This window comes from Marinobacter sp. MBR-99, assembly GCF_040547575.1.
GTDB lineage: Bacteria > Pseudomonadota > Gammaproteobacteria > Pseudomonadales > Oleiphilaceae > Marinobacter.
In genome coordinates this window covers 75,843-98,190 of the sequence record NZ_JBEPPY010000014.1, presented here as the reverse complement: position 1 = coordinate 98,190, position 22,348 = coordinate 75,843, and the positions used below count along the sequence as shown (strand labels likewise).

General features: G+C 58.8%; 20 protein-coding genes. 11 read left to right on the top strand and 9 right to left on the bottom strand.

All coding sequences use genetic code 11. From position 1 onward, the window contains the following. Positions 1 to 2: 2 nt before the first annotated feature. The 6 genes from ABIE59_RS13360 to ABIE59_RS13335 form a co-directional block, all read right to left on the bottom strand. Positions 3 to 788: a (2Fe-2S)-binding protein gene (locus tag ABIE59_RS13360; RefSeq protein WP_354447608.1), complete on the bottom strand. Its 786-nt coding sequence runs from the start codon at positions 786 to 788 to the stop codon at positions 3 to 5. Continuing rightward, positions 775 to 2,805 carry a Fe(3+)-hydroxamate ABC transporter permease FhuB gene (gene fhuB, locus ABIE59_RS13355; RefSeq protein WP_354447606.1) on the bottom strand — a complete coding sequence of 677 codons (2,031 nt, stop codon included), beginning with the start codon at positions 2,803 to 2,805 and terminating at the stop codon, positions 775 to 777. The genes ABIE59_RS13360 and fhuB overlap by 14 nt, the downstream gene beginning before the upstream one ends. Continuing rightward, the gene (locus tag ABIE59_RS13350) at positions 2,795 to 3,733 is read right to left on the bottom strand and encodes an ABC transporter substrate-binding protein (protein ID WP_354447604.1); all 939 of its coding nucleotides are present in this window, start codon (positions 3,731 to 3,733) and stop codon (positions 2,795 to 2,797) included. Before ABIE59_RS13350 ends, fhuB begins: the two co-directional genes overlap by 11 nt. After that, positions 3,723 to 4,496, bottom strand: a complete 774-nt coding sequence (locus ABIE59_RS13345) for an ABC transporter ATP-binding protein (protein WP_152437518.1) — start codon at positions 4,494 to 4,496, stop codon at positions 3,723 to 3,725. Before ABIE59_RS13345 ends, ABIE59_RS13350 begins: the two co-directional genes overlap by 11 nt. Positions 4,497 to 4,558: 62 nt before the next feature. After that, the gene (locus ABIE59_RS13340) at positions 4,559 to 6,361 is read right to left on the bottom strand and encodes an ABC transporter ATP-binding protein (protein ID WP_354447602.1); all 1,803 of its coding nucleotides are present in this window, start codon (positions 6,359 to 6,361) and stop codon (positions 4,559 to 4,561) included. A gap of 84 nt (positions 6,362 to 6,445) precedes the next feature. Further along, a complete protein-coding gene (locus tag ABIE59_RS13335) occupies positions 6,446 to 6,898 on the bottom strand; it encodes a YaiI/YqxD family protein (protein WP_106693594.1) in 453 nt (150 codons plus the stop codon). Positions 6,899 to 7,170: 272 nt separating this feature from the next. Between ABIE59_RS13335 and ABIE59_RS13330 the strand changes: the two genes are divergently transcribed. The 10 genes from ABIE59_RS13330 (at position 7,171) to ABIE59_RS13285 (ending at position 17,071) form a co-directional block, all read left to right on the top strand. Beyond that, positions 7,171 to 7,737: a histidine phosphatase family protein gene (locus ABIE59_RS13330; RefSeq protein ID WP_354447600.1), complete on the top strand. Its 567-nt coding sequence runs from the start codon at positions 7,171 to 7,173 to the stop codon at positions 7,735 to 7,737. A gap of 40 nt (positions 7,738 to 7,777) precedes the next feature. After that, positions 7,778 to 8,116: a zinc ribbon domain-containing protein YjdM gene (locus ABIE59_RS13325; protein WP_138437723.1), complete on the top strand. Its 339-nt coding sequence runs from the start codon at positions 7,778 to 7,780 to the stop codon at positions 8,114 to 8,116. A gap of 34 nt (positions 8,117 to 8,150) precedes the next feature. Continuing rightward, positions 8,151 to 8,660, top strand: coding sequence for a phosphate-starvation-inducible PsiE family protein (locus tag ABIE59_RS13320; RefSeq protein WP_354447598.1), 510 nt, complete (start codon positions 8,151 to 8,153; stop codon positions 8,658 to 8,660). A gap of 213 nt (positions 8,661 to 8,873) precedes the next feature. Further along, on the top strand, positions 8,874 to 9,953 hold the full coding sequence (pdhA, locus tag ABIE59_RS13315; protein WP_354447596.1) for a pyruvate dehydrogenase (acetyl-transferring) E1 component subunit alpha: 1,080 nt from the start codon (positions 8,874 to 8,876) through the stop codon (positions 9,951 to 9,953). Then, positions 9,950 to 10,954 carry an alpha-ketoacid dehydrogenase subunit beta gene (locus ABIE59_RS13310; RefSeq protein WP_354447594.1) on the top strand — a complete coding sequence of 335 codons (1,005 nt, stop codon included), beginning with the start codon at positions 9,950 to 9,952 and terminating at the stop codon, positions 10,952 to 10,954. The genes pdhA and ABIE59_RS13310 overlap by 4 nt, the downstream gene beginning before the upstream one ends. 10 nt (positions 10,955 to 10,964) lie before the next feature. Continuing rightward, a complete protein-coding gene (locus ABIE59_RS13305; RefSeq protein WP_354447592.1) occupies positions 10,965 to 12,089 on the top strand; it encodes a dihydrolipoamide acetyltransferase family protein in 1,125 nt (374 codons plus the stop codon). 115 nt (positions 12,090 to 12,204) lie between these two features. Continuing rightward, positions 12,205 to 12,702, top strand: coding sequence for a copper chaperone PCu(A)C (locus ABIE59_RS13300; protein ID WP_354447590.1), 498 nt, complete (start codon positions 12,205 to 12,207; stop codon positions 12,700 to 12,702). Between the two features lie 184 nt (positions 12,703 to 12,886). Then, positions 12,887 to 13,876, top strand: a complete 990-nt coding sequence (locus ABIE59_RS13295; RefSeq protein ID WP_354447588.1) for an NAD-dependent epimerase/dehydratase family protein — start codon at positions 12,887 to 12,889, stop codon at positions 13,874 to 13,876. Between the two features lies 1 nt (position 13,877). Beyond that, positions 13,878 to 15,269: a glycosyltransferase family 2 protein gene (locus ABIE59_RS13290; protein WP_354447586.1), complete on the top strand. Its 1,392-nt coding sequence runs from the start codon at positions 13,878 to 13,880 to the stop codon at positions 15,267 to 15,269. Next, positions 15,266 to 17,071, top strand: coding sequence for a tetratricopeptide repeat protein (locus ABIE59_RS13285; RefSeq protein WP_354447584.1), 1,806 nt, complete (start codon positions 15,266 to 15,268; stop codon positions 17,069 to 17,071). The genes ABIE59_RS13290 and ABIE59_RS13285 overlap by 4 nt, the downstream gene beginning before the upstream one ends. A gap of 3 nt (positions 17,072 to 17,074) precedes the next feature. On the opposite strand, the gene ABIE59_RS13280 is transcribed toward ABIE59_RS13285, so the two are convergent. Next, entirely contained in the window at positions 17,075 to 18,802 is a 1,728-nt protein-coding gene (locus ABIE59_RS13280; RefSeq protein WP_354447582.1) for an alkyl sulfatase dimerization domain-containing protein, read from the bottom strand. Between the two features lie 62 nt (positions 18,803 to 18,864). Here ABIE59_RS13280 and ABIE59_RS13275 point away from each other — a divergent pair, with 62 nt between their 5' ends. Beyond that, on the top strand, positions 18,865 to 19,839 hold the full coding sequence (locus ABIE59_RS13275) for an arsenic resistance protein (protein ID WP_354447580.1): 975 nt from the start codon (positions 18,865 to 18,867) through the stop codon (positions 19,837 to 19,839). A gap of 15 nt (positions 19,840 to 19,854) precedes the next feature. Here the strand turns inward: ABIE59_RS13275 and ABIE59_RS13270 are convergent, their stop codons facing one another. Together ABIE59_RS13270 and ABIE59_RS13265 are read right to left on the bottom strand one after the other, a co-directional pair. Then, on the bottom strand, positions 19,855 to 20,133 hold the full coding sequence (locus ABIE59_RS13270) for an Rdx family protein (RefSeq protein ID WP_354447578.1): 279 nt from the start codon (positions 20,131 to 20,133) through the stop codon (positions 19,855 to 19,857). After that, positions 20,130 to 22,325, bottom strand: a complete 2,196-nt coding sequence (locus ABIE59_RS13265) for an OsmC domain/YcaO domain-containing protein (RefSeq protein WP_354447576.1) — start codon at positions 22,323 to 22,325, stop codon at positions 20,130 to 20,132. The genes ABIE59_RS13270 and ABIE59_RS13265 overlap by 4 nt, the downstream gene beginning before the upstream one ends. Positions 22,326 to 22,348 lie beyond the last annotated feature (23 nt).

Genomic DNA, 22,348 nt, shown 5'->3' with positions numbered 1-22,348 from the left:
CATCAGGGGCAGGGCGAAAGTCCTGCCTCCTCCATTCGTTGCTTGCGGTAAATCCCGCAAGTCCCACAGTAGCCTCCATCCGGCAAGAGATACTTCAAGCAGCAGCCTCGCCGTTGAGGCAGTGCACAACGCTGCTGGCTGAACCCGGTCGGTATCCAGTCGATGTATCGGTTTGCGTCACACTCAAACCGGCCAAGCCAGCTGGTGGCCAGGGCGCAGAGCGCTTCCGGGTCCACCTGATTCCACACTGCAGAGAAGGGTGCACCCAGTGCCAGGCCAACACTGCTCCAGTAGGCGCCGGGGCTGACCCCGAAGGACTGCCGGAAGACCGGATACCACGCCTGCATCTGATCAGCGGTTATCTCAATAAATGCCTCGGGTGCCAGCGGCGTATGACCGTCATTCAAGTTAACCCAGCGAGACGGCGCGTCAGCGAGTTCCAGCGGGCACAGGAAAATTCGGTCCGGGTTCAGGGGGGCGCAGACTCCATCCCGGAACAGCTGTAGCATCCGGGGGGCGATGACCTGCAAGGCCAGGCTCTGGTGTAGCATCGACACGCGGGCCTTGTGCATCTTGGGGTGGCCCGCGTCCGGATAATCCTCCAGCAGCTGGTTTTCCAGCAGCTCCGGCCTGGCCAGAACCTGTGCCAGGGAAAACAGCGCAGGGCGTTGCCCGGCGTCTTGAGCCAGTGCGCTGTTCAGGGTGTTCTGTGGGCTCAGACCATGGCCGGTTAACAGTTGGCGATAGCTGGCCAGCCAGTGATCACCACAAACCTCAGTGACGGCCATGGCGGCTCAATCCCCAGAGAAAGTACAGGCCACCCACCAGGGCCGCTAATAGCCCGGATGGCAACTGGTTGGGAAACACGACGACCCGCGCCAGATAATCGGCGATGGCCAGCAGCAGTCCACCTGCCAGCGCCGCAACCACAAGCTGACGCCCCACCGTTTGCTGGCCCAGCACCCTGGCAAGGTGGGGTGCGATCAGCCCAACAAAGCTCAGCGGGCCGATCACCACAGTGGCGGCGGCAGTGAGTACCGAAGCCATCAGCAGCAGCAGAAGCCGGGCCCGCGCGACCGGCAGCCCCAGCGATGATGCGGCCGAATCCCCCAGCGGCAAAAGGGTCAGCGGTCGTATAACCAGCAAAAGCAGTGCTCCAAGCCCCAGCACCAGTGCCAGCAAACCAATGGCTTCCGGTTCAGACACCAGCCAGGTGGAGCCATACATCCAGTTCAGCAATCTCGACGCAACGGTTCCCCCGGAAGCCATTACCAGCCTCAATCCGGCATCCATAAAGACGTAAAGCGCCAGCCCGCCCAACAGCAGTTGGTTGCCGGCAAAGCGATGACGGCGTGCCAGCAGAATCAACAGGCCAAATGCAGCAGCGGCCCCCGCAGTGGCTCCGACCAGTTGGCCGCCGCGGCCGATGTCGAGGCCGGTGAGCACCAGGACCACCATCACCAAAGCCGCTCCACCGCTAATACCCAGCAATTCCGGGCTGCCCATAGGGTTGCCGGTCATGCGCTGTATCAGCGTGCCGGCCATGCCCAGAGCCATGCCGGCAAGAATGGCCGCCATCAGCCGAGGGCCACGCCACACCCAGGCATCGCTCCAGTTCGACACGGGTGTCCAGTTCCAGGAACTCAGGCCGGGCGACCAGGCCATAGACACAGCGATGGTCAGCATCAGCAGCGCCATTAGAATGCCGGCGATCAGAACTGTTGGCTTGCGGGTGGGCATGAACCCGGCCGGGCTCGAATCTGCTCCGGGCATATGGTGAGTGTTTCGAATGCCCTGCAACGCCAACAGGATAATGGGGCCGCCGATCAGGGCGGTGGTGGTGCCGGTGGGCACAATGGAGCCGTTACCCAGAGTTGTTGCCCAGTGCGCCAGGGTGTCTGCCAGCAGCAAGAGCCCGCCGCCAGTAATCGTGCTCCAAAGCAGTCTCTCACCCAGCGTGCGGGCGCCCAGTAGCTTGGCCAGCACCGGGGCGGCCAGCCCCACGAATGCCACCACACCTACCCGGCTGACCACCACGGAACTCATCAGCACCACCAGAATCAGGGCGCCGCCCCGAACCAGCGCAACCTTGGCCCCGAGTGCCGAAGCCGAAGCCTGCCCCAGTTGCAGCAGTGCCAGGGGCCGCATTAACAACAGCATGGCCATCGCGAGTATCAGTACCCGTGGCAACAATTCCAGGAAGGGCCCCCAGTTATTCTGGACCAGCGAGCCGGCACCCCAGATAAACAGGTTACCCAGCCATTCGCCTTTAAGCAGCAGAAAGGCCATGTTCATGGCGCCGAGGAAGAAGGTGATCACCAGCCCCGCCAGAATGACCGTGACTGGAGAGAAACCCAGGCGCCAGGTCAGCGCAATCACCAGGCCAATGGCCAGAAGGCCGCCCGCCACGGCGGCCAGGTCGGGGCTGAAGGCCAGCAAAGCCGGTACAAAAAGCGTAGCAATGGTCACCCCGAACTGCCCGCCGGCTTCCACGCCCAGCGTGGTGGGCGAGGCCAGGGGGTTGCCAAGGATTTGCTGGGTAACGGCGCCTGCCAGGCCCAGTCCGCAGCCGATCAGAACGGCCATTGAGACCCTGGGGGCCCAGCTGTAGTGAGCGAGCACAGACGGGTAATAATCTTCGGTATAGCTCCAGAACGCCGCGAACAGTTCGCCTGGTGTCATCTGGCTCAGCCAGGGAAGGGAGCTGGCCGCCAGGGCGACAAGCCAGAGCAGGGCAATGGCAACCGGAAGTCTTTTGGGGAGGGAAGGGGCGGTCGCAGGTACGCGTGCCGAGTCAGCGAACATTGTTGCGGCCTCCCTCCAACAGGGCATCAGCCAGCAACATCGCCAGGCGTTTTACCGGGTACACCCCGCCGAATGGCCACACCGGCTCAATCTGATACACCTGGTTTCGCTTGACGGGCGGCAGGTAGGTCCAGAAGGGGCTGCCTGCCAGATGATCCGAGAGCCCGGGCAGGGTGGGTGAAATCACAACGATACGACTGTCGTGGTAGGACGCAATGGCCTCCAGGCCAACCACAGAGAATCCCCAATAGTTACCCTCGTGTGGCCAGGCATTGCGCAGCCCCAAGGCTTTGAGGGTGGTCTGATAGAGGCCGTTGTGCGCGTAGATACGAACATGTCGGTCATCCAGAAAGTTGACCAGGGCCACCGGCTGCTGATTCATGCCGGCCTCGGCCAGGCGGGTGCGTTGATTCTCGAGGGTTTGGTCAATATCCGTAAGGATGGCCTCGGCCTGGTGTTCGAGGTTCAGCATCTGGCCAAGCGTGGTCAGCATTTCCCTGGCTTTGGTGAAAGGGGCGGAGCCCTCTTTGTACACGCTGATGACGTAAGTGGGAGCAATGCGTTCCAGTAATTCGGCCGCAGGCGACATTTCTGCACTGGTGACGATCAGGTCTGGCTTCAGCTCTGCAATCGCCTCCAGGCTCGGGGCAACGCGGGTGCCAACATTGGCAACGCCATCGGGTAATTCCGGGTCCTGCACCCAGGCGCTGTAGCCATCCCGATCTGCCACGCCCACAGGTGTAATGCCCAGCAGTAACAAGGCTTCTGTTGCTGCCCAGTTGAGGGCAACGATACGCTCGGGCTGCCGGGGCAGGGTGAGGGCGCCCTTCTCATGGCTCCAGGTACCGGGGTGCGCGGGTTGGCTGATAATGAGTGCAAGGAAGCAGAGATACGCCAGTGGGCGGAAAGCACGTTGTTCAGTGCACATAAGACACCCATTGGCCGGGCGCTCGTTCCATCACGCCCATGGCGACGCCGTAGATGGATTCCAATATGCCGCTGTCCATAATCTCGTTGGGCGTTCCATCCGCCACAACCTGCCCGGCTTTCAGGGCCACGAGGCGGTCGCAGAACCTGGCCGCGAGATCCACATCGTGTAACACCACAATGACGGTCAGTTCCCGCTCTTCGGCAAGGCGGTGGACAAGGCGCAGGGTCTCCACCTGGTGTTTCACATCCAGGGCGGAAATGGGTTCATCCAACAGCAGGCAGCGGGTTTGCTGGGCCAGCAACATGGCTATCCAGGCCCGTTGCCGCTCACCACCCGACAGGGTGTCGACCGCGCGGTCGGCGAATCGTGCCAGGCCGGTGTCATGGATGGCCTGTTCAATCAGTGTCTGGTCGCCCGCAGTGTAACGGCCGAGGGGGCCGCGCCAGGGATAGCGTCCGAGTGCGACCAGCTCTCTCACTGTGAGTCCGTCGGTTGCCGGGGGATGTTGTGGCAGGTAGCCCACGGTTCTTGCGAATGCTCGGGTACCTGTAGCGCGGAACGACTGGCCATTGAGCAGGACTTCGCCGTGGGAGGGCGATATCTGCCGGGCCAGGGTCTTCAACAAGGTGGATTTGCCCGAGCCGTTATGACCGAGCAGCGCCGTTACCTCGCCTTCCTGAAATGCCAGGCTGACATTGTGCAATATGGCGGTGTCACCCAGGCGAACCGCCAGTTGGTCGACTTCAAAAAACGCTGGCACTCAGACTCCCCCTTAGCTTTGGCGGGCAGGATAATCTAAATGCGAATTACTATCAATGTATATCAGGTGTCGGCATTGTTCACCTGGCCGGTTTGAACGCGCCATTGCGCAGCGTAGGCGCCGTTTAGCGCCAGCAGTGTCTTGTGGTCGCCTTGTTCGACCACCAGGCCTCCGTCGATCACCGCGATGTTGTCCGCGTCAACAATGGTCGACAATCGGTGGGCGATCATGATCACCGTTCGGTTGTGGCCAATGCGCCGGAGCGAGCGCTGAATTGCCGCTTCAGTTTCGTTGTCCACGGCGCTGGTGGCTTCATCGAGTACCAGAACCGGAGGATCTTTCAACAGGGCACGGGCCAGAGACAGTCTTTGGCGCTGGCCGCCGGAGAGGCGCACCCCGCGTTCGCCAACCGGAGTATCCAGGCCCTGGGGTAACTGGCTGATGAACGACCAGGCCTCTGCTGTTCGGGCCGCTTCGATAATCTCTTCATCGGTGGCTTCGGGCTTACCGTAGGCCAGATTGTCGCGAATGCTGCCTTCAAACAGGTAGACATCCTGGCTGACCAGTCCGATCGCATCCCGCAGGGATTTCAGGCTTACGTCCCGAATAGCCTGGCCATCCAGGCGGATCTCGCCGTGGGTGGGGTCATAGAATCGCAACAACAGTTTGATCAGGGTTGATTTGCCAGACCCGGTTGCACCCACCAGGGCCAGGGTATTGCCGGCGGGTACCTCCAGGCTGATGCCGTTAACACCGGCACCGCTGCTGGCATAGTGAAAGCTCACCTGTTCAAACGCCACCTTGCCCTGAACCGGCTGTTCCAGGTTTTTCCCTGCCTGGTCCCGAACGTTTACCGGTTCCGCCAGCAGATCCAGAATTCGCCGGGTGCTGGCCATGGCCCGCTCGAACAGATCAATGACTTCCGCAAGGCCCGTCAGGGGCCAGAGCAGGCGCTGAGTCAGGAACACCAGCACGCCATAGGCCCCGACGTTGAGGTCACCGTTTAACGCCATCATGCCGCCGACAGTAAAGGTCGCCAGAAACCCGGCGAGAATGGCCATTCGAATAACCGGGATGAACGCAGAGCTGATCCTTATGGCCTGCCGGTTGGCTTCCACATAGGCCTCACTGGCTTGTTTCAGGCGGTGGGCCTCGCGCAGCTCAGCGGTAAAGCTTTTGATAGTGGCAATGCCGCCCAGGTTGTTGGCAAGGCGGCTGGACAGATCACCGACTTTTTCGCGCACATCCGCATACAGTGGCCCGGCTTTACGCTGGAAATAGAAGGCTCCCCAGATGATCAGGGGAATCGGCGTAAACGCAAGCAGAGCAATCAGTGGGGACAATACAAAGAACACGGCTCCCACCGCGACCACGGTGACCACCACCTGAATCATGGCGTTGGCACCGCCATCGAGGAAACGTTCGAGCTGGTTAACGTCGTCGTTCATGGTCGCGACCAGTTGCCCAGAGCTTCGGGCCTCAAAGAAGCTCATATCCAGACGCTGGGCATGCTCGTAAGCATCTTGTCGCAGGTCTGATTGAAGGCGCTGGGCCAGATTGCGCCAGAGAATCTGGTAAAGGTATTCGAACAGGGATTCTCCTGCCCAGATGAAGAAGGTCAGTACCGCCAGGATGGTAATCTGTTGCTGGGCCGTCTCAAACCCCAGGCGGGCAACAAAGCTCTGTTCCTGGTTCACAACCACATCGATGGCCACACCAATCAGGATCTCGGGGGCGATATCGAACAGTTTGTTGATGACCGAGCAGGTGGTGGCGGCGATGATCCGCCGACGATAACCCCGGGCATAACGTAACAGGCGGCCGAGTGCCGCAAAGCTGCTGGTGTGTTGGCTGCTTGTGGTCATGTTCCGCTTCCTTCTCGCCGTGGCTGATCTCACTGAAGGCGGGAAGGTTAGCGGATTTTTGACTGAGTTAAAATAGAATCATTATCACCTGCGACCGTTGCGTTGCAGCCAGCGGTCCAGTTGATCGGCGAATTCTTTGCGGTCTGCCTGGCCGAAGGGAGCGGGCCCGCCAGTGACTTGCCCGGCGTTGCGCATCTCTTCCATGAAGTTTCTCATGGCCAGGCGCTGGCGGATGTTTTCCTTGGTGAAGGCCTGGCCTCTGGGGTTGAACACGTCGGCGCCTTTTTCGATGGCTTCGGCGGCCAGGGGGATATCCTGGGTGATGACCAGGTCGCCTTTGGTCATCTGGTCCATGATTTCGTTGTCGGCTACGTCAAAGCCCTGGGGTACTTGGCGGCGGCTGATGTAGGGGCTCGGCGGCAGGGTGATGGCGTGGTTGGCAATGAAGGTGGTTTGGATTTGCCAGCGGGTGGCGGCGCGGCACAGTATTTCCCGGATGGGGACGGGGCAGGCGTCGGCGTCGACCCAGATTGGCATGTCGGTTTTCCTCGTTGGTTTGTCGTTGGTGCATTTTAACCTTTCATCGGGTGAGCTTGTTAGTTTTGGCCCGCGTATTTACGTTTATGCCGTCTGGGGTTGGTGTCTGGCATGTTTAGGGATGGCTTCCAAAAAAACGCTACTAGCACATCCATGTGCGCTTCTCTCAGGCCATCCTTGGCCTTCGAAATTTTTTGGAAGCCATCCCTAAACACGCCTATTAACAACATCAGTACCTCCGCGATTATTTTGCTGATTTCGAGGGAAGGGGTATGAGAACCAGATTGGTCTTTTTTCTTATTATTCTTGGATTAGTGCCGGTCAAAGGTGTCGCCTCGGAGGACCAGGCCTGGACCGCCCTCCGCGAGGGCCGGGCGGTGTTGATGATGCGCCATGCTTTGGCGCCAGGCACGGGCGATCCAGGTGGGTTTGACCTGGAGGATTGCAGCACCCAGCGCAATCTCAATTCGGTCGGGCGCGAACAGGCGCGTTCGTGGGGGCCGTTTCTGGCGTCTCGGGGTATTACCGAGGCGAGGGTGTTTTCCAGCCAGTGGTGTCGGTGTATGGATACGGCTCGGGAAATGGATATGGGGGAGGTGACGGAGTGGCCAGCGTTGAATTCGTTTTTCCGGAATCGGGGTGATGGTGATGCCCAAACACGGGAAACGATTGCGCTGGTGAATGAGTTGGAGCCGGGAGCGGCGGTGATTCTGGTGTCGCATCAGGTGAATGTGACGGGGCTGACTGGTGTTTTTCCGGCCTCCAATGAGGGTGTGATTCTGGCGTTGCCGCTGTCGGAGAATCCGACGGTTCTTGCGAGGGTGTCTCCCGGGCGGTAGTGGTATAATCCTGTGCTCATTCAATTAACAGGAAATGATAATGTCTCAGTTGCCCCCTTGCCCCCAGTGCAATTCTGAATACACCTATGAAGACGGCGTTCAGCTGGTTTGCCCCGAGTGCGGGCATGAGTGGAGCGCGGCGGAACAGGCTGAGGCCGAGGCCGGTAAGGTGGTTCGGGATTCCAACGGTAATGAACTTCAGGATGGTGATACGGTCACTGTGATCAAGGACTTGAAGGTTAAAGGGTCCAGTCTGGTGGTTAAGGTAGGCACCAAGGTCAAGAACATTCGCCTGGTGGATGGCGATCACGATATTGATTGCAAGATTGACGGTGTTGGTGCTATGAAACTCAAGTCGGAGTTTGTGAAGAAAGCCTGATTCCCGTCGTCATCGGCAACACAGGAGCGGTGCCATGGTGGATAAAGAAAAGGACGTTTTGCCGGAGCAACCTGCCCGGAAGCATGAGCTTCATCAGGAGCTGCCGATTGATTTCCCCGATCCCTTCTTCCGGGGACTGCACCGGATTATCCGCTTTGCAATAAGAGTGCTTGCGGTATTGATGGTGGCGGTGATTCTGTGGGGCGTGGGTGATGTGGTCTATATCATATACGAGCGCCTGCTGACGCCACCTTTTCTGCTGTTGGATATCAACGATATCTTCTTCACCTTCGGTGCCTTTATGGCGGTGCTGATTGCGGTAGAGATTTTCATCAACATCCGGCTTTATTTGGGCACCAATGTGTTTCCGGTTCAGCTGGTTGTCGCTACAGCACTGATGGCGATTTCCCGGAAGGTCATCGTGCTGGATTTCGACACGCTTACCCCGATGTACCTGCTGGGTATTGCTGCAACCACGCTGGCTCTGGGTATCACATACTGGCTGCTCAGCCGAAAGAATTCCGGTGAACCCTGGCACGATTGAGCCAGTCAGAGGCTTTCCTGTCGCAGTTTGCCCTTCGTGTTTTTATTGTCTAATACTTAATCAGGACATCGGTAGAGATGTCCTGATTAAGATCCCAGGTGTGTAACCCACACCAACAACAAGACGACCACCCCAAGGCTGCCGCTGCCCGCCAAAAGCAGGCTTTCTGTGCAGCCAGGCTTTTACCGCGAGGCCAGGGGACAGGAGGATGGGATGAGACAAATCCACGAATTCCATGTGGATAGCACCCGCTATCTGGATGACCATGGCAAGCCTCCAGGGGAGCTGCCGCCCCAGGCCGGGAACACCATCAGGGTTCTGGCCGCCTACCGCAACATGGTGCTGACGCGCACCTTCGATTCCAAAGCCATTGCCCTGCAACGCACCGGCAAGTGCGGCACCTACCCGTCTGTGCTCGGGCACGAGGTGGTGGGCACGGCCATTGGCCAGGGCATGGCGAAGTCCGATGTGTTTGTGCCCTATTACCGGGACCAGGCGGCCCATCTGCTTCGCGGCGTCAGTCTCACGGAATTGCTGCTGTACTGGGGCGGTGATGAGCGCGGCAGCGCCTGGCAGAATTGCCCGGAAGACTTGCCGATCTCGGTGCCCATTGCCACCCAGTGTTGCCACGCTGTCGGCGTGGCGGCGGCGATGAAGATTCGCGATGAGAATCGGGCCGTGGTGTGCTGTATTGGCGATGGTGGCACCTCCAAGGGCGATTTTCTGGAAAGTATCAATCTGGCTGGCGCCTGGCATTTGCCCGTTGTATTTGTGGTGATCAACAACCAATGGGCGATTTCCACGCCGCGCAGCCTGCAAAGCGGCGCGGAGACCATTGCCCAGAAAGCCATCAGCGCCGGATTGCCGGGCCATATTGTGGACGGCAACGACTATTTCGCTACGGTTGAGGCGCTGGACACCGCCCTGGACCGTGCCCACGGCGGCAAAGGCGCGACGGTGATTGAAGCCGTCACCTATCGCCTGGGCGACCACACCACCGCCGACGATGCCACCCGCTACCGAACCGCCGAAGATCTCAAGCGCGCCTGGGAGAAAGATGGCATCAAACGCCTGCAGAACTGGCTGCATGACAACGGCCATTGGAGCCCGGATAAAGAAAAATCCCTGCAGGCGGAATGCAAGCAAACCGTTGAACGGGCCGTTGAGAAGTACCTGGCCATGGAGGCCGAGCCACCCACCGCCATGCTGGATTACCTGTTTGAAACCCTCCCCGCTGCGCTGCAACCCCAGCGCGAACAGATCGCCAGCAAATACCGGGGAGGTGACCTATGAGCCGGGCAAAGCGATCCATTGAAACCCGAGACGTGACCCTGGTGGAAGCCGTCAATATGGCCTTGCACCGGGCAATGGCAGACGATGCTAACGTGGTGGTGCTGGGCGAAGATATTGCCACCAATGGCGGCGTGTTCCGGGCCACTGTAGGCCTGAAAGAAGCCTTTGGCTTCAAGCGGGTGATGGATACACCCCTGGCGGAAAACCTGATCGCCGGCACGGCCATCGGTATGGCTACGCAAGGCCTGAGGCCCGTGGCGGAATTCCAGTTTATGGGCTTTATCTACGCCGGCATGGAGCAGATTGTAAGCCACGCCGCTCGCATGCGTAATCGCACCCGCGGCCGCCTCCATTGCCCATTGGTGTTTCGGGCACCGTTCGGTGGCGGTATCCATGCGCCCGAGCATCATTCGGAAAGCACCGAAGCCCTGTTTGCCCACATCCCCGGCCTGCGGGTGGTCATTCCCAGCTCCCCGCAACGGGCGTATGGCCTTCTGCTGGCGGCCATCCGCAATCCGGACCCGGTGATCTTCCTGGAGCCCAAGCGTATCTACCGGGCAGTCACCCAGAGCGTGGAGGACAACGGTGAGGCGCTACCGCTGGATACTTGCTTCACCCTGCGCGAAGGCGATGACGTCACCCTGATTACCTGGGGCGCCTGTGTGCAGGAAACCTTGCAGGCTGCCGACAAGCTGGCGGAGCAGGGCGTCAGCTGCGAGGTGATCGACGTCGCCACCGTCAGCCCTCTGGACCGGGAAACCCTGCTGTGCTCGGTGGCTAAAACCGGCCGTGCGGTGATCGTTCACGAAGCCTGCCGCAACGGCGGTGTCGGTGCCGAAGTAGCGGCCTCAATCGCCGAGGGCGCCTTTCTGGATCTCCAGGCCCCGGTGGTGCGAGTCACCGGTTACGACACCATCATGCCTTACTACCGAAACGAGCAGTATTACCTGCCGCAGGTAGAAGACATCGTTAAAGCCGTCGAACAGGTGATCGCGCTCTAGGAGGCTAACCATGAAAAACTTCAAACTCCCAGACCTGGGCGAAGGCCTGCCCGAAGCCGAAATCGTCGAATGGCACATCAAAGTTGGCGATACCGTGGATGTTGACCAGGTACTGGTCAGCGTAGAAACCGCCAAAGCCATCGTTGAAGTGCCGTCCCCCCAGGCCGGCACCATCGCCAAACTCTATGGCGAGCCCGGCGACATCATCCATACCGGCGAACCCCTGCTGGCCTTCGAAGGGGAGGGCGACGACACCGGTACCGTGGTGGGTGAGCTGAAGTCCTCCGGAAAAGGCGATGGCAACGGTGCACAGCAGGACCAGTTTATTGTCGGCGCGGCCCCTTCCAGCAAGCGGGCCCGGGCCAATCGCGCCACCCCCGGCGTGCGGGCACTGGCAGAACGTCTGGGCGTTGGTCTGGAAACCATCAAGGGCAGTGGCCCGGGTGGTCTGATCACCACGGACGATGTGCACAAACAGGCCAGTCACCAGAAACAACTGGGCGACGCCGAACCCCTGCGCGGCACCCGCCGCACCATGGCCAAGAACATGGCGTTGTCCCACGCCCAGGTGGTGCCGGTGTCTATCTTTGAGGACGTGGATATCGGTGACTGGAAAAAGGGCACCGACATCACCATGCGACTGGTGCAGGCTATCGGCAAAGCCTGTCAAGTCGTGCCGGAGCTGAACTGCTGGTTTGATGGCGACAACCTGAGTCGTCAACTTCTCAACGAGGTGCATGTGGGTATCGCTGTGGACACCCCGGAAGGCCTGTTTGTACCAGTGTTGCGGGATATCACCCATCGAAGCCAGAAAGACCTTCGCCAGGGCCTGGAAAACCTGCGCGAGGCAGTGGCCACCCGCAAGATACCGCCGAAAGAGATGCAGGGCGCCACCATTACCCTGTCGAATTTCGGAACCATGACTGGCCAGTACGCCAACCCCATTGTCAGCCCGCCACAGGTGGCCATCGTGGGGGCCGGACGTATTCGGGACAAGGTTGTGCCATACAATGGCACTGCGACCATTCGTCGCATACTGCCGTTGTCATTGACCTTCGACCACCGGGCGGCAACCGGCGGTGAAGCCTCGCGGTTTCTGGGGGCGATGGTCCAGGCCCTGAATAACGCATCGTGACCAGCCAACATTATTTGATGAAAACGGGGCTAAAACACACTTGCCATCACGGCAAGTGATGGCAACACTTACTTCGAAAAGACTTCAAGACCACATAACAACAGAGTTAGTACCCATGAAATGCACACATTTATTCAACGTCGGCTTCCTGTTGGCTGCCGCGACACTGGCTGCTCCTGTCCTGGCTCACGATTACATCCAGGGCGACATTCACATAGAGCACCCCTGGAGCCGACCAACCCCTCCGGGCACGCCCATGGGCGTGGGTTACATGATCATCAGTAACCACGGTAGTCAGGATGTCACTCTTATCAGCGCTCAAACCCCGCGGGCGGGTAGTGTGTCAATCCACGAAACCCGTATGCACGATGGCGTGATGCGCATGAGCCCGGTCAGAGACGGACTGGTGATTCCTGCCGGGGAGACCGTTGAGCTGAAACCCCACAGCTATCACCTTATGCTGGAGCAACTTACCCAGCCATTGGCTGAGGGGGATCTCATCCCTGTGGAACTGGCGTTCGATGGAGCTGAAGACATGGCCGTAGAGCTGGAGGTGCATCCCCTGGACGGCAAGGAAAAAGTAATGGACCACTCCGAAATGCACCACCATTGAGGCTGTAACCCTCGCCCAAGACCCAGAGGCGTAATCAAACATTCTCTCAAAGTTCAGTATAAGCCGAAGGGGGATAGGTATCGCTGGACTTTATAGCTGCATACGATATACAAATTGAGTTGAGGGTTTTTCTTTCTGGTGGTGGTAGTCCCGCTATATTTACGCTGTTATAACGGAGAGTCTTTTGCACGTATTGGTCACCGGTGGCGCCGGCTTTATTGGCTCCCACATTGCAGAGTATCACTTGGCCCGGGGCGATAAGGTACATGTGGTGGATAACCTCAGTACCGGCTCTCGGGAGAACATTAATGGTTTTCTGGGCAATGCCCGCTTTCATTTTGATGAGGCGGATATTGTCACCTGGGAGGGGCTGGACAAAGCCGTTGCCTGGGCTGATCGCATTTATCATATGGCGGCGGTTGTGGGTGTTTACCGGGTACTCCGTGAACCAGTGGGCACCATGGCGACCAACATTGCGGGCACCGAGCGGGTACTGCGGGCTGTAGAGAGCGGCGGCTGGTCGCCACAGGTGGTGCTGGCCTCAAGCTCCGAAGTTTATGGCCCTCACTCTGAACCTCGCCTCAGTGAAGACGACTCTCTCATCATCCAGTCTGGCGCGCCACTGCGGTGGAACTACGCCATCAGCAAGCTGGCGGACGAGGGTTTTGGTCTGGCCTATGCCCGTGAACACAACATCCCGGTGATCATTGCACGATTCTTTAACACTGTGGGGCCCCGACAGACCGGCCGATACGGCATGGTCGTGCCTCGGTTCGTGCAGCGTGCGGTGGCCAATGAGCCGATCACGGTATTCGGTGATGGTGAGCAGTCCCGCTCGTTCTGTGATGTGCGAGACACCGTAGCCATACTCGACCGGCTGGCCTCCATGCCGGATCTCCCCAATGGTGAAATCGTCAACGTAGGCAGCGATCGGGAGATCAGCATCAACGATCTGGCCCGCCTGGTGATCGACGTCGCCCAGAGCCAGTCACCCATCGACCACATCCCCTACAAAGAAGCCTACGGAGCGGAATTTGAAGACATTCGCCACCGCCGCCCCTCGCTCGACAAGCTACGCCGCCTGACGGGCTATGAGCACGAATGGACCCTGGAGTCCACGCTGGCAGACCTGATCCGGCGGGCCCGGGCCCAGAACTCTCAGGGAGAGAACTGACATGGCGACGACGCCTTATTTTGTCATTGGGCCCAGCACGATTTTGTCCTTCATCGGGCTGTTACGCGGGCCGGATAAAACCCCACCGGAGTCCGGGGAAGATCCCAGTAAAGCCATTGTGGATGTGGTGATTCCTGCCCTGAACGAAGAGCAGAACATTCTGCTGGCGCTCAGCTCCATTGCCCGGCAAACCCTGCGTCCTCGCAAAGTGATACTGGTTGATGATGGCAGTACCGACAGAACCGCCGACTACGCCAGAACCTTTGGTGATGCACTCGGGCTTGATCTGGAAGTGATCCGTCGACGGGCACCTATTGGTAAAACGCCGACCCTGAAGCGGGAATCCAGAGAACTGGATGCGGATGTGGAAGTCATCCTGGACGGCGACACCTTTCTTGAGTCCGAGAACTACATCGAGCGCCTGGTGGAGGAGCTTTACAAGGCACCGGGTATTGCCTCCGCATGCGGCATTGTGCAGCCGGCTCGCCAGAAAGACCGGAAAAATGCGTGTGAAACGCCACCGCTGAGAGAATTCCTGGAAACACACCAGGAGCTTGCACCGCAGCCCCACAGTCTTCGCCAGCGGTTTAACCGAGCCATCACCAACTTCTACCGGGGTATTCTCTATACCTTTCTGCAGCGATTTATTTACCGTGGGCAGATGGTGGTGTTCGGCAGCATCATCAACCCCGTTGGCTGTGCCGTAGCCTATCGGCGCAAGTACCTGAAAGAGTTATTCGACTACTACGAGCCCATTCTGGGTGATGATCTGACCAACTCGGAAGACATCTTCATCGGCTTTGCCATGCTGAATGAAGGCTACCGTAACATCCAGCTTCAGGATGTAAGTGTGCGCTCGCTGGAGCCGGAGTTCCCGAGATTGGGCCACCAGCTGTATTACTGGTCCTCGAGTTTTCTTCAGAGCTGCTATTACTTCGATGGCCTGTTGCGCAGCCCGTTCAAGGGCCTTCGCCGTTACAAGCAGAAGCAGGAGGCGAAACACTACGACGAAACCCATCCGGATAGCCCTCGCCATCGCCGCCGCAGTGAGCCTTATCGCCAGCCCTGGGGCCAGGGCCACACCAAGCGCTTTGGGCGGCCCATGGGCTGGGCGGTGTTCATGTCCGCCCTGGAGAAAATTGCGTTCCCCACGGCGCTGCTGATCATGCTGATACTGCAAATGTGGGAGCCTCTGTTGATTACCTTCCTGGCGGAAATGACCCTGGTGATCATCATCCTGATGGCCAATGCGCCGGGCCACCGGTTCCGGGCCTTCTGGGAAGCCATTGCGGTGACGCCGTTGCGCTATGGCAGCCTGTTGTTTGATGCTGTCAATATTGGCCGGTTTGCTACCGACCTCTGGATTACCCGCAACCGGAGATGGCGTAAATGAAGAGAATACTGGCAGGAATGCTAATGTCTGTTTGCGCCGGAACCCTGGCAGCAACGCCCGCTGTGCCAGAACAAGGCTTGAGAGCGGAAATGGCGGGGGAGTGGAACAGCGCCCTGGAGGTTTACCGGGGCGTATTGGCAACGGACCCAGAGCGAGCCGACCTGTGGCTGCGTATGGCGGACATATATCATTACCTGAACCGGGAGGCGGACAAAATCCATGCCCTGGAACAGGCCGCCAGGCTGCGTTCTGATGATGCCTCGGTAGCGTTTCAATTGTCACAGGCCTATGCCATGGCGAATCGCCCGGAAGATGCTGTGCAGCAATGCCTGCGCGCGGCGGAATTGGAACCGGGCAATCTGGACGTACTGCGAGCCTGCCTGCAGCAGGCCAACTGGGCCAACAACCGGGCTGCAGCCGAAACCAGCATCCAGTGGATACTGACAGTCTCTCCCGTTGATCAGCAGGCCATGCTGGGCCAGGCGCAATGGCACAGTTGGTCTGGCGAATATCAGGAAGCCGCCGCAGCCTACGTTGATTACCTGAACCAATATCCGGACGACCACGATGCCACGGTTGCCCACATAGAGGTCTTGCGCTGGGCTGGTGACGACCATGCAGCAGAGCAGGCGCTGCAGGAATACCGAACCCGGTTTGGTAACACCGAACACTACCAACGGGTGCGCGCCAACCTTTTATTGCAGCACGGCGAGTTTTACGCTGCCTCAGACTTGTTGGCTCCACTGGTGGCCGCTAACCCTGATGACTACGATCTGCAGTTTGCCAACGTGCTGGCAACCCGGTCTTCCGGCCAGCCATCCGCTGCGCTGGACAGTGTGGCGGCCATGGAGCGGTTGCAGCCGGACCAATGGGAAACCGCCGAGGTGGCCCGGGTAACGCGGGCACCGTTGCGCTCCCTGGTGGGCGTCTACGGTGACTATCAGTTTGATGCAGACGATATCCGTACTGCCAGTGTTCACGCCCGGGGCGAACTGGCTTTGAGCCCGGAAACCCGGGCCCTGATGGGCTACAACGCCCGCCGCGTCAGTACCCGCCAGAGCTCGGCTTTTATTGCTGACGATGGCGACCGCTCCACCATGGATTATTTCGGATGGCTGGGGGTGCGCCACCAGTTGCATCGGCGGTTCAGTGTCGAGGCAAGAGCAGGTCGGGGTAACGTGGAAGGTGGCGGTGATTACGGCTATTACAAGCTGGAGGGGAATTACTACCCTCGTGATCACTTGATGCTGCAGCTCACCCGTGAGCGGGCCCTGTATGCCATGTCGCCGCTAGCGGTGTCGCGGGAAATCGTTGAAACCCATAACCGCTTGCGCGCAGTCTGGCAGCCCGCACCGCTATACCAGGTGGAAGGTTGGGTCAGCGCATCGGGCTTTTCTGATGGCAATAGCCGCCAGGAAGTGTTCCTTGCACCCAGCCGCAATGTCTATCGAAATGGTCCCTGGGGCGTTAATCTGGGCGCCAGCGCCCAGTGGTTCAGTTTTGATGATGACCTCAACAACGGCTATTACGACCCGGACTATTACCGCCGCTACGCCGGCACCGCCCTGTTCTTCTGGAGCCCCAATGCGGATGACTGGGTGGGCCTGCGCACCAGTCTGGGCTGGCACAAGGACAACACCTTTACCAGTTACGAATTCGGTTCTGATGTCGAACTTGAAGCACTGATTGGTCGCTATCGCGACTGGCAGTTCCACGGCCGCGCCGCCTATGCGGATCGCTTGCTGGAAACCGGCCGCTACTACGGTACGTCGCTCCATCTGGGGGCGCTCAGACGATTCTGAGCGTCATCCCTCCACATCCAACTCAAACAAACGCATAAACCGGGTAAAGCCAATCCGACCACCTTTGACGTATTCAAAATCCGACAGAATGGCCAAAGCGGGGTTGCGGATGCCGGCGAGCATTCGTTTGAAGTTGAGGCTGTCTATACGCACATGGATGTCGGTATCCTCTGATTTGCCGTCCCGAAGTTCTGAGGCGCCGCCTCTCACGGTGAAAGTGAAGCTCTGATCCAGGTCGGGGAATTCAAAGACCACAGACTGATAGATATCCCATGCGGACTCGCCATCCAGGTTGACGCTCATGCCGTTGAAAAAGTTGTTGATGGGAATTCCGTTCAGCATTGTATCGTTCGGGGTAACCGCCATCAGTGGCAAGGTAATCTCGCCGGCGAGTTCGGCGGCGGAGCTGAGGTAATAGTGGCGGGCATTGGGATTGGCTTCGACAGAGGCCAGGGCCCGCAGGGCCTCAATCCGGTGCTTGGTGGCGGCCTGGTGGCTCGGGCTTAGGCGCAGCGCATAGTCAGTCAGTTCCAGCACCCATTGATGGTCTTCGTTACGGGCGGCCTGTTCCGCCGCTGCAATCAGCGCATCTTCACCGCCGGCCAGTTGGGCCATGCGCTCGGCTTTTTCTCTGGGCGGGGTGGGGTGCAGGTTGCTGGGGTTGCCATCGAACCAGCCAATTGTTCCGCCAAAGACCATACGGGCCGACCACTCCGGTTTGCCATAGAACTCCTGCAGGAACGGGGACTCCGCCAGGTGGGGCGGCAGGCGGATTCTATGGGCAATGTCATCAGGTGTTTTGCCGGCATTCATCATTCGGATGGTCTGATCATAGACGTAGCGAATAGCATCCCGGTAATCGGTCAGGTGCTTGCGGATCTCCGCTTTGCCTGTCACCGGGCGTGAGTGGCCGGGTACCAAATATTCCGGCTCCAGATCCCGCATCATTTCCAGGCTGTCAGCCCAGGTTTTCGGGTCTCGGTAGCTGGTGCCGCGAATGGTGTAGAGGTTGGGAAAGGCCCGGTAAAAGTTATCCCCCGGCAGCAGTACCTTTTGCTGCGGCAGCCACACCACCACTTGATCGTCGGTCTCGCCGGGGGCGTGTTTGAGTATCATCTCCACGCCGCCCACGGTGATGTTCAGCTCATCCTGAAAGGTCTGAGTCGGTCGCAGAATCTGCAGCGTACTGTGTTCCTGTAAATCCACAAATGGGCCGATACCTACATTGGTGCGGTCGGCATCGGGCAGGCGGCTGCCGTACATGCGAAAGGAGCGCTGGGTGATGATGGGCTGAAGCACACTCACGGTCTGGTCAACCGCTTTCTCCAGAGAACGGTGAGCATAGATTTCGACCGGATCGCCGTCGTTGATAAAAGCCGGCGCCCCATGGATATGGTCCGGATGCGAATGGGTATAGATGATGGCCCGCACCGGTTTGTCGGTGATTGCGCTGAAGCGTTTGGCGATTCGTTCCGCCGCTTCCAGAGACTCCATGGTATCGACAATCGTGACGGCATCATCCCCTTCGATCATGAAGGAATTGGCGATGCCGAAGCCAACGGCAACGTAAACGCCGTCGGTGACTTCAATCACGTCTTCCCGGAATTCCTCACCATGGCGATCGAGTGCCTCCGGTGACAGGGTTCCTGATACTGGCGGGCTGTCGGTGCCGGACTGGCTGCAGGCGGTGATCAGGAAAACACTCAGTAACAGGCCGGTGATACGGGGCATAACGAGATCCTTGATGTTGTTATTTCTGGTCGCGGGTGTAACTGTTGCACTTGTCGAGACTAATGAATCAGGAGCCTTTGCAGTTGACCCGTGAAGTGATGGAAGAGTATCAGGTCTTTGTCTATCTGATGGCTGTCTGCCTGGGCCTTTTGGCAGGGGTATTGGCGCCCGATCTTGGTGGCCACCTGGAGCCGGTTGTGTGGCCCCTCCTGGGCGTGTTGCTCTACGCAACGTTTACCCAAGTGCCGCTGGTGCGTCTGGGCGATGCCTTTGCAACACCGCGTTACCTGTTGGCGGCAGTGGTTGGCAACTTCATTATACTGCCGTTCATTGTCTGGGGGTTGATGGCTCTTGGCCCGGATATTCCGGCTGTGCAGTTGGGCCTGCTGTTGGTCTTGCTGGTACCGTGTACCGACTGGTTTATCACCTTCACCCATCTGGGTGGCGGTGATACCCGGCACGCCATTGCGTTCACGCCAATCAGTCTTCTCCTGCAACTGCTGCTGTTGCCCTTTTACGTGTGGTTGTTCCTGGGCACGGAAATCACCGCCAGTGTGGTGCAGCGGGAGTTGGTAATGGCGTTCGCCGTGTTAATTGTGGCGCCCCTGATCGCCGCCTTTCTGACGGAAACATGGGTGGGGCGAAAAGCGGGCCGGCAACGCGTTACGGATGCCCTTGGCTGGCTGCCTGTACCCTTGTTGGCCTTGGTGGTGTTTCTCATTGCAGCAGCGCAGGTGAATCTGGTCCTGGGGTCCGTCGGGCTTCTTCCCTGGCTGTTCGTGATTTTCACCGCGTTCTTGCTGATTGCCGGCTTGTTGTCGGTGATCGTCGCCAGGGTTGCGAGGTTGCGGGCGGAGCAGGGCAGGGTGTTGGCATTCAGTTTTGGCAGCCGGAACTCGTTTGTCGTCCTTCCACTGGCGCTGTCGTTGCCGGCCGCTTATGAGTTGGCCGTCGTTGTGGTGGTGTTTCAGTCCCTGGTGGAGCTTTTGGGTATGGCTTTTTTCCTGTGGTGGATTCCCAAGAAGCTCCATCGTTAATTTCCCTGGCCTGAATCAGGCCGGTTTGTCTGAATGCCCGAGCGAATGCTCTGGCGCTATCTGATCTCGTACCAGCTGTTTCAATTGCTTGATATCCGGGAAGCCTCCCTGTTCCTTTCGGGACCAGATACGGGTGTCGTTCACCCAGACTTCGAAGATGCCGCCTGTGCCGGGTTTCAGGGTAAGTTCGTCGATCATGCCGTCGAAGGTGGTGAGCAGTTCCTGGGCCATCCAGGTGGATCTCAGCATCCAGTTGCAGCCGGTGCAGTAATGCAGGGTGATTTTTGTTGTCATTGTTGATTGATCCCTGCCTTCTTCGCTCTGGCTGCGTGCAGCTTTTTATAACTCTCGATCATCTTCAGGTGCCGGTCCAGACCACGCAGGTCCATACCCGTTTCTTCCAGGCCATAGAAACGCACGGTGCCATTAATCGAGCCGACCACGGCATCCATGACCTCGACACCGAACATACGGCGGAAGTTGTAGAGATAGTCGTCCAATGCCAGTTCTTCATTCAGCGTGGCTTCCAGGGCTGCACTCATGGCCTGGTAGAACAGGCCCCGTTCTACGGTGTTGTCGTTAAACTGCAGGAACATGTCCACCAGCTCCTGGGCCTCTTCCAGCTCGCCCAGCGCCAGGTAGATGAGCAGTTTCAGCTCCAGAATGGTGAGTTGGCCCCACACGGTGTTTTCATCGAATTCGATGCCGGTGAGGGTGACGATGGTCATGTACACGTCCAGCTCGGCCTCTTCCAGGCGTTGCACCAGATCGGCCAGTTCGTCTTCATCCAAACGGTGCAGGTTGAGGATGTCCTCCCGGAATGCCAGCGCCATGTTGGTGTTGTCCCACACCAGGTCTTCCACCGGATACACCTCGGAATAGCCCGGCACCAGGATGCGGCACACCGGAGCACCCAGGTCTTCGAACACCGCCATGTAGCATTCCTTACCCATATCGGCGAGGATGCCGAACAGGGTGGCGGCTTCTTCTTCGTTGCTGCCGGAGAAATCCCATTCGACAAAATCGTAGTCGGATCTAGCGCTGAAGAAACGCCAGGACACCACGCCACTGGAATCGATAAAGTGCTCAACGTAGTTGTTGGGCTCGGTCACCGCCATGGAGTTGAACGTAGGGGCGGGCAGGTCGTTCAGGCCTTCAAAGCTGCGGCCCTGCAGAAGTTCGGTCAGGCTCCGCTCCAGTGCTACGTGGAAGCTTGGGTGCGCGCCGAAGGAGGCAAATACACCGCCGGTTTTCGGGTTCATCAGGGTGACGCACATCACCGGGAACTGACCGCCCAGGGAGGCGTCTTTTACCAGCACCGGGAAGCCCTGTTCTTCCAGGGCCTTGATGCCTTCAACAATCTCCGGGTACTTGGCCAGCACGCTCTCCGGCACGTCCGGCAGGGCGATTTCGTTTTCGATGATCTCTTTCTTCACCGCCCGCTCGAAGATTTCCGACAGGCACTGTACCTGGGCTTCCTGCAGGGTGTTGCCGGCGCTCATGCCGTTGCTCAGGTACAGGTTCTCTATCAGGTTGGAGGGGAAGTAAACCGTTTCTCCGTCTGACTGGCGCACATAGGGAATGCTGCAGATACCGCGCTCCGGCGTGCCGGAGTTGGTGTCGAACAGGTGGGTGCCCAGCAGTTCGCCGTCCGGGTTGAAAATCTCCAGGCAGTAGTTGTCGAGAATGCCCTCGGGCAACTCGCCTTCCGGGCCGGGCTGGAACCATTTCTCGTTCGGGTAATGCACGAACTCGCTGTTGGCGATGTCCTGGCCGAAATACTGATCGTTGTAGAAGAAGTTGCAGTTCAGCCGTTCAATGAACTCGCCCAGGGCCGAGCACAGGGCGGCCTCCTTGGTGGCGCCCTTGCCGTTGGTGAAGCACATGTGGGCGGCGGTATCACGCACGTGCAGGGACCACACGTGGGGCACAATGTTGCGCCAGGAGGCAATTTCGATTTTCATACCCAAGTCTGCCAATATGCCGCTCATGTTGGCAATAGTGGTTTCCAGGGGCAGGTCTTTGCCTTCGATGTAGGTGCTGGAGTCGGTGCCCGGTGCAGCGGTGAGCAGGGCCTGAGCGTCTTCGTCCAGGTTTTCGACCACTTCAATCTGGAAGTCCGGGCCGGTTTGCACCACCTTTTTGACCGTGCAGCGGTCGATGGAGCGGATGATGCCCTGGCGGTCCTTGTCGGAGATGTCTTCCGGCAGCTCTACCTGGATCTTGAAAATCTGCTTGTAGCGGTTTTCCGGGTCTACAATGTTGTTTTGCGACAGGCGGATGTTATCTGTGGGAATATCCCGGGCGTTGCAGTAAACCTTTACAAAGTAGGCTGCGCACATGGCGGACGAGGCCAGGAAATAATCGAAGGGGCCGGGTGCCGAGCCATCGCCTTTGTAGCGGACGGGCTGGTCTGAGACGACGGTAAAATCGTCGAATTTGGCCTCAAGCCTCAGGTTGTCGAGATAATTGACTTTGATTTCCATGGGCAGCTTACCGGATTCAGAAA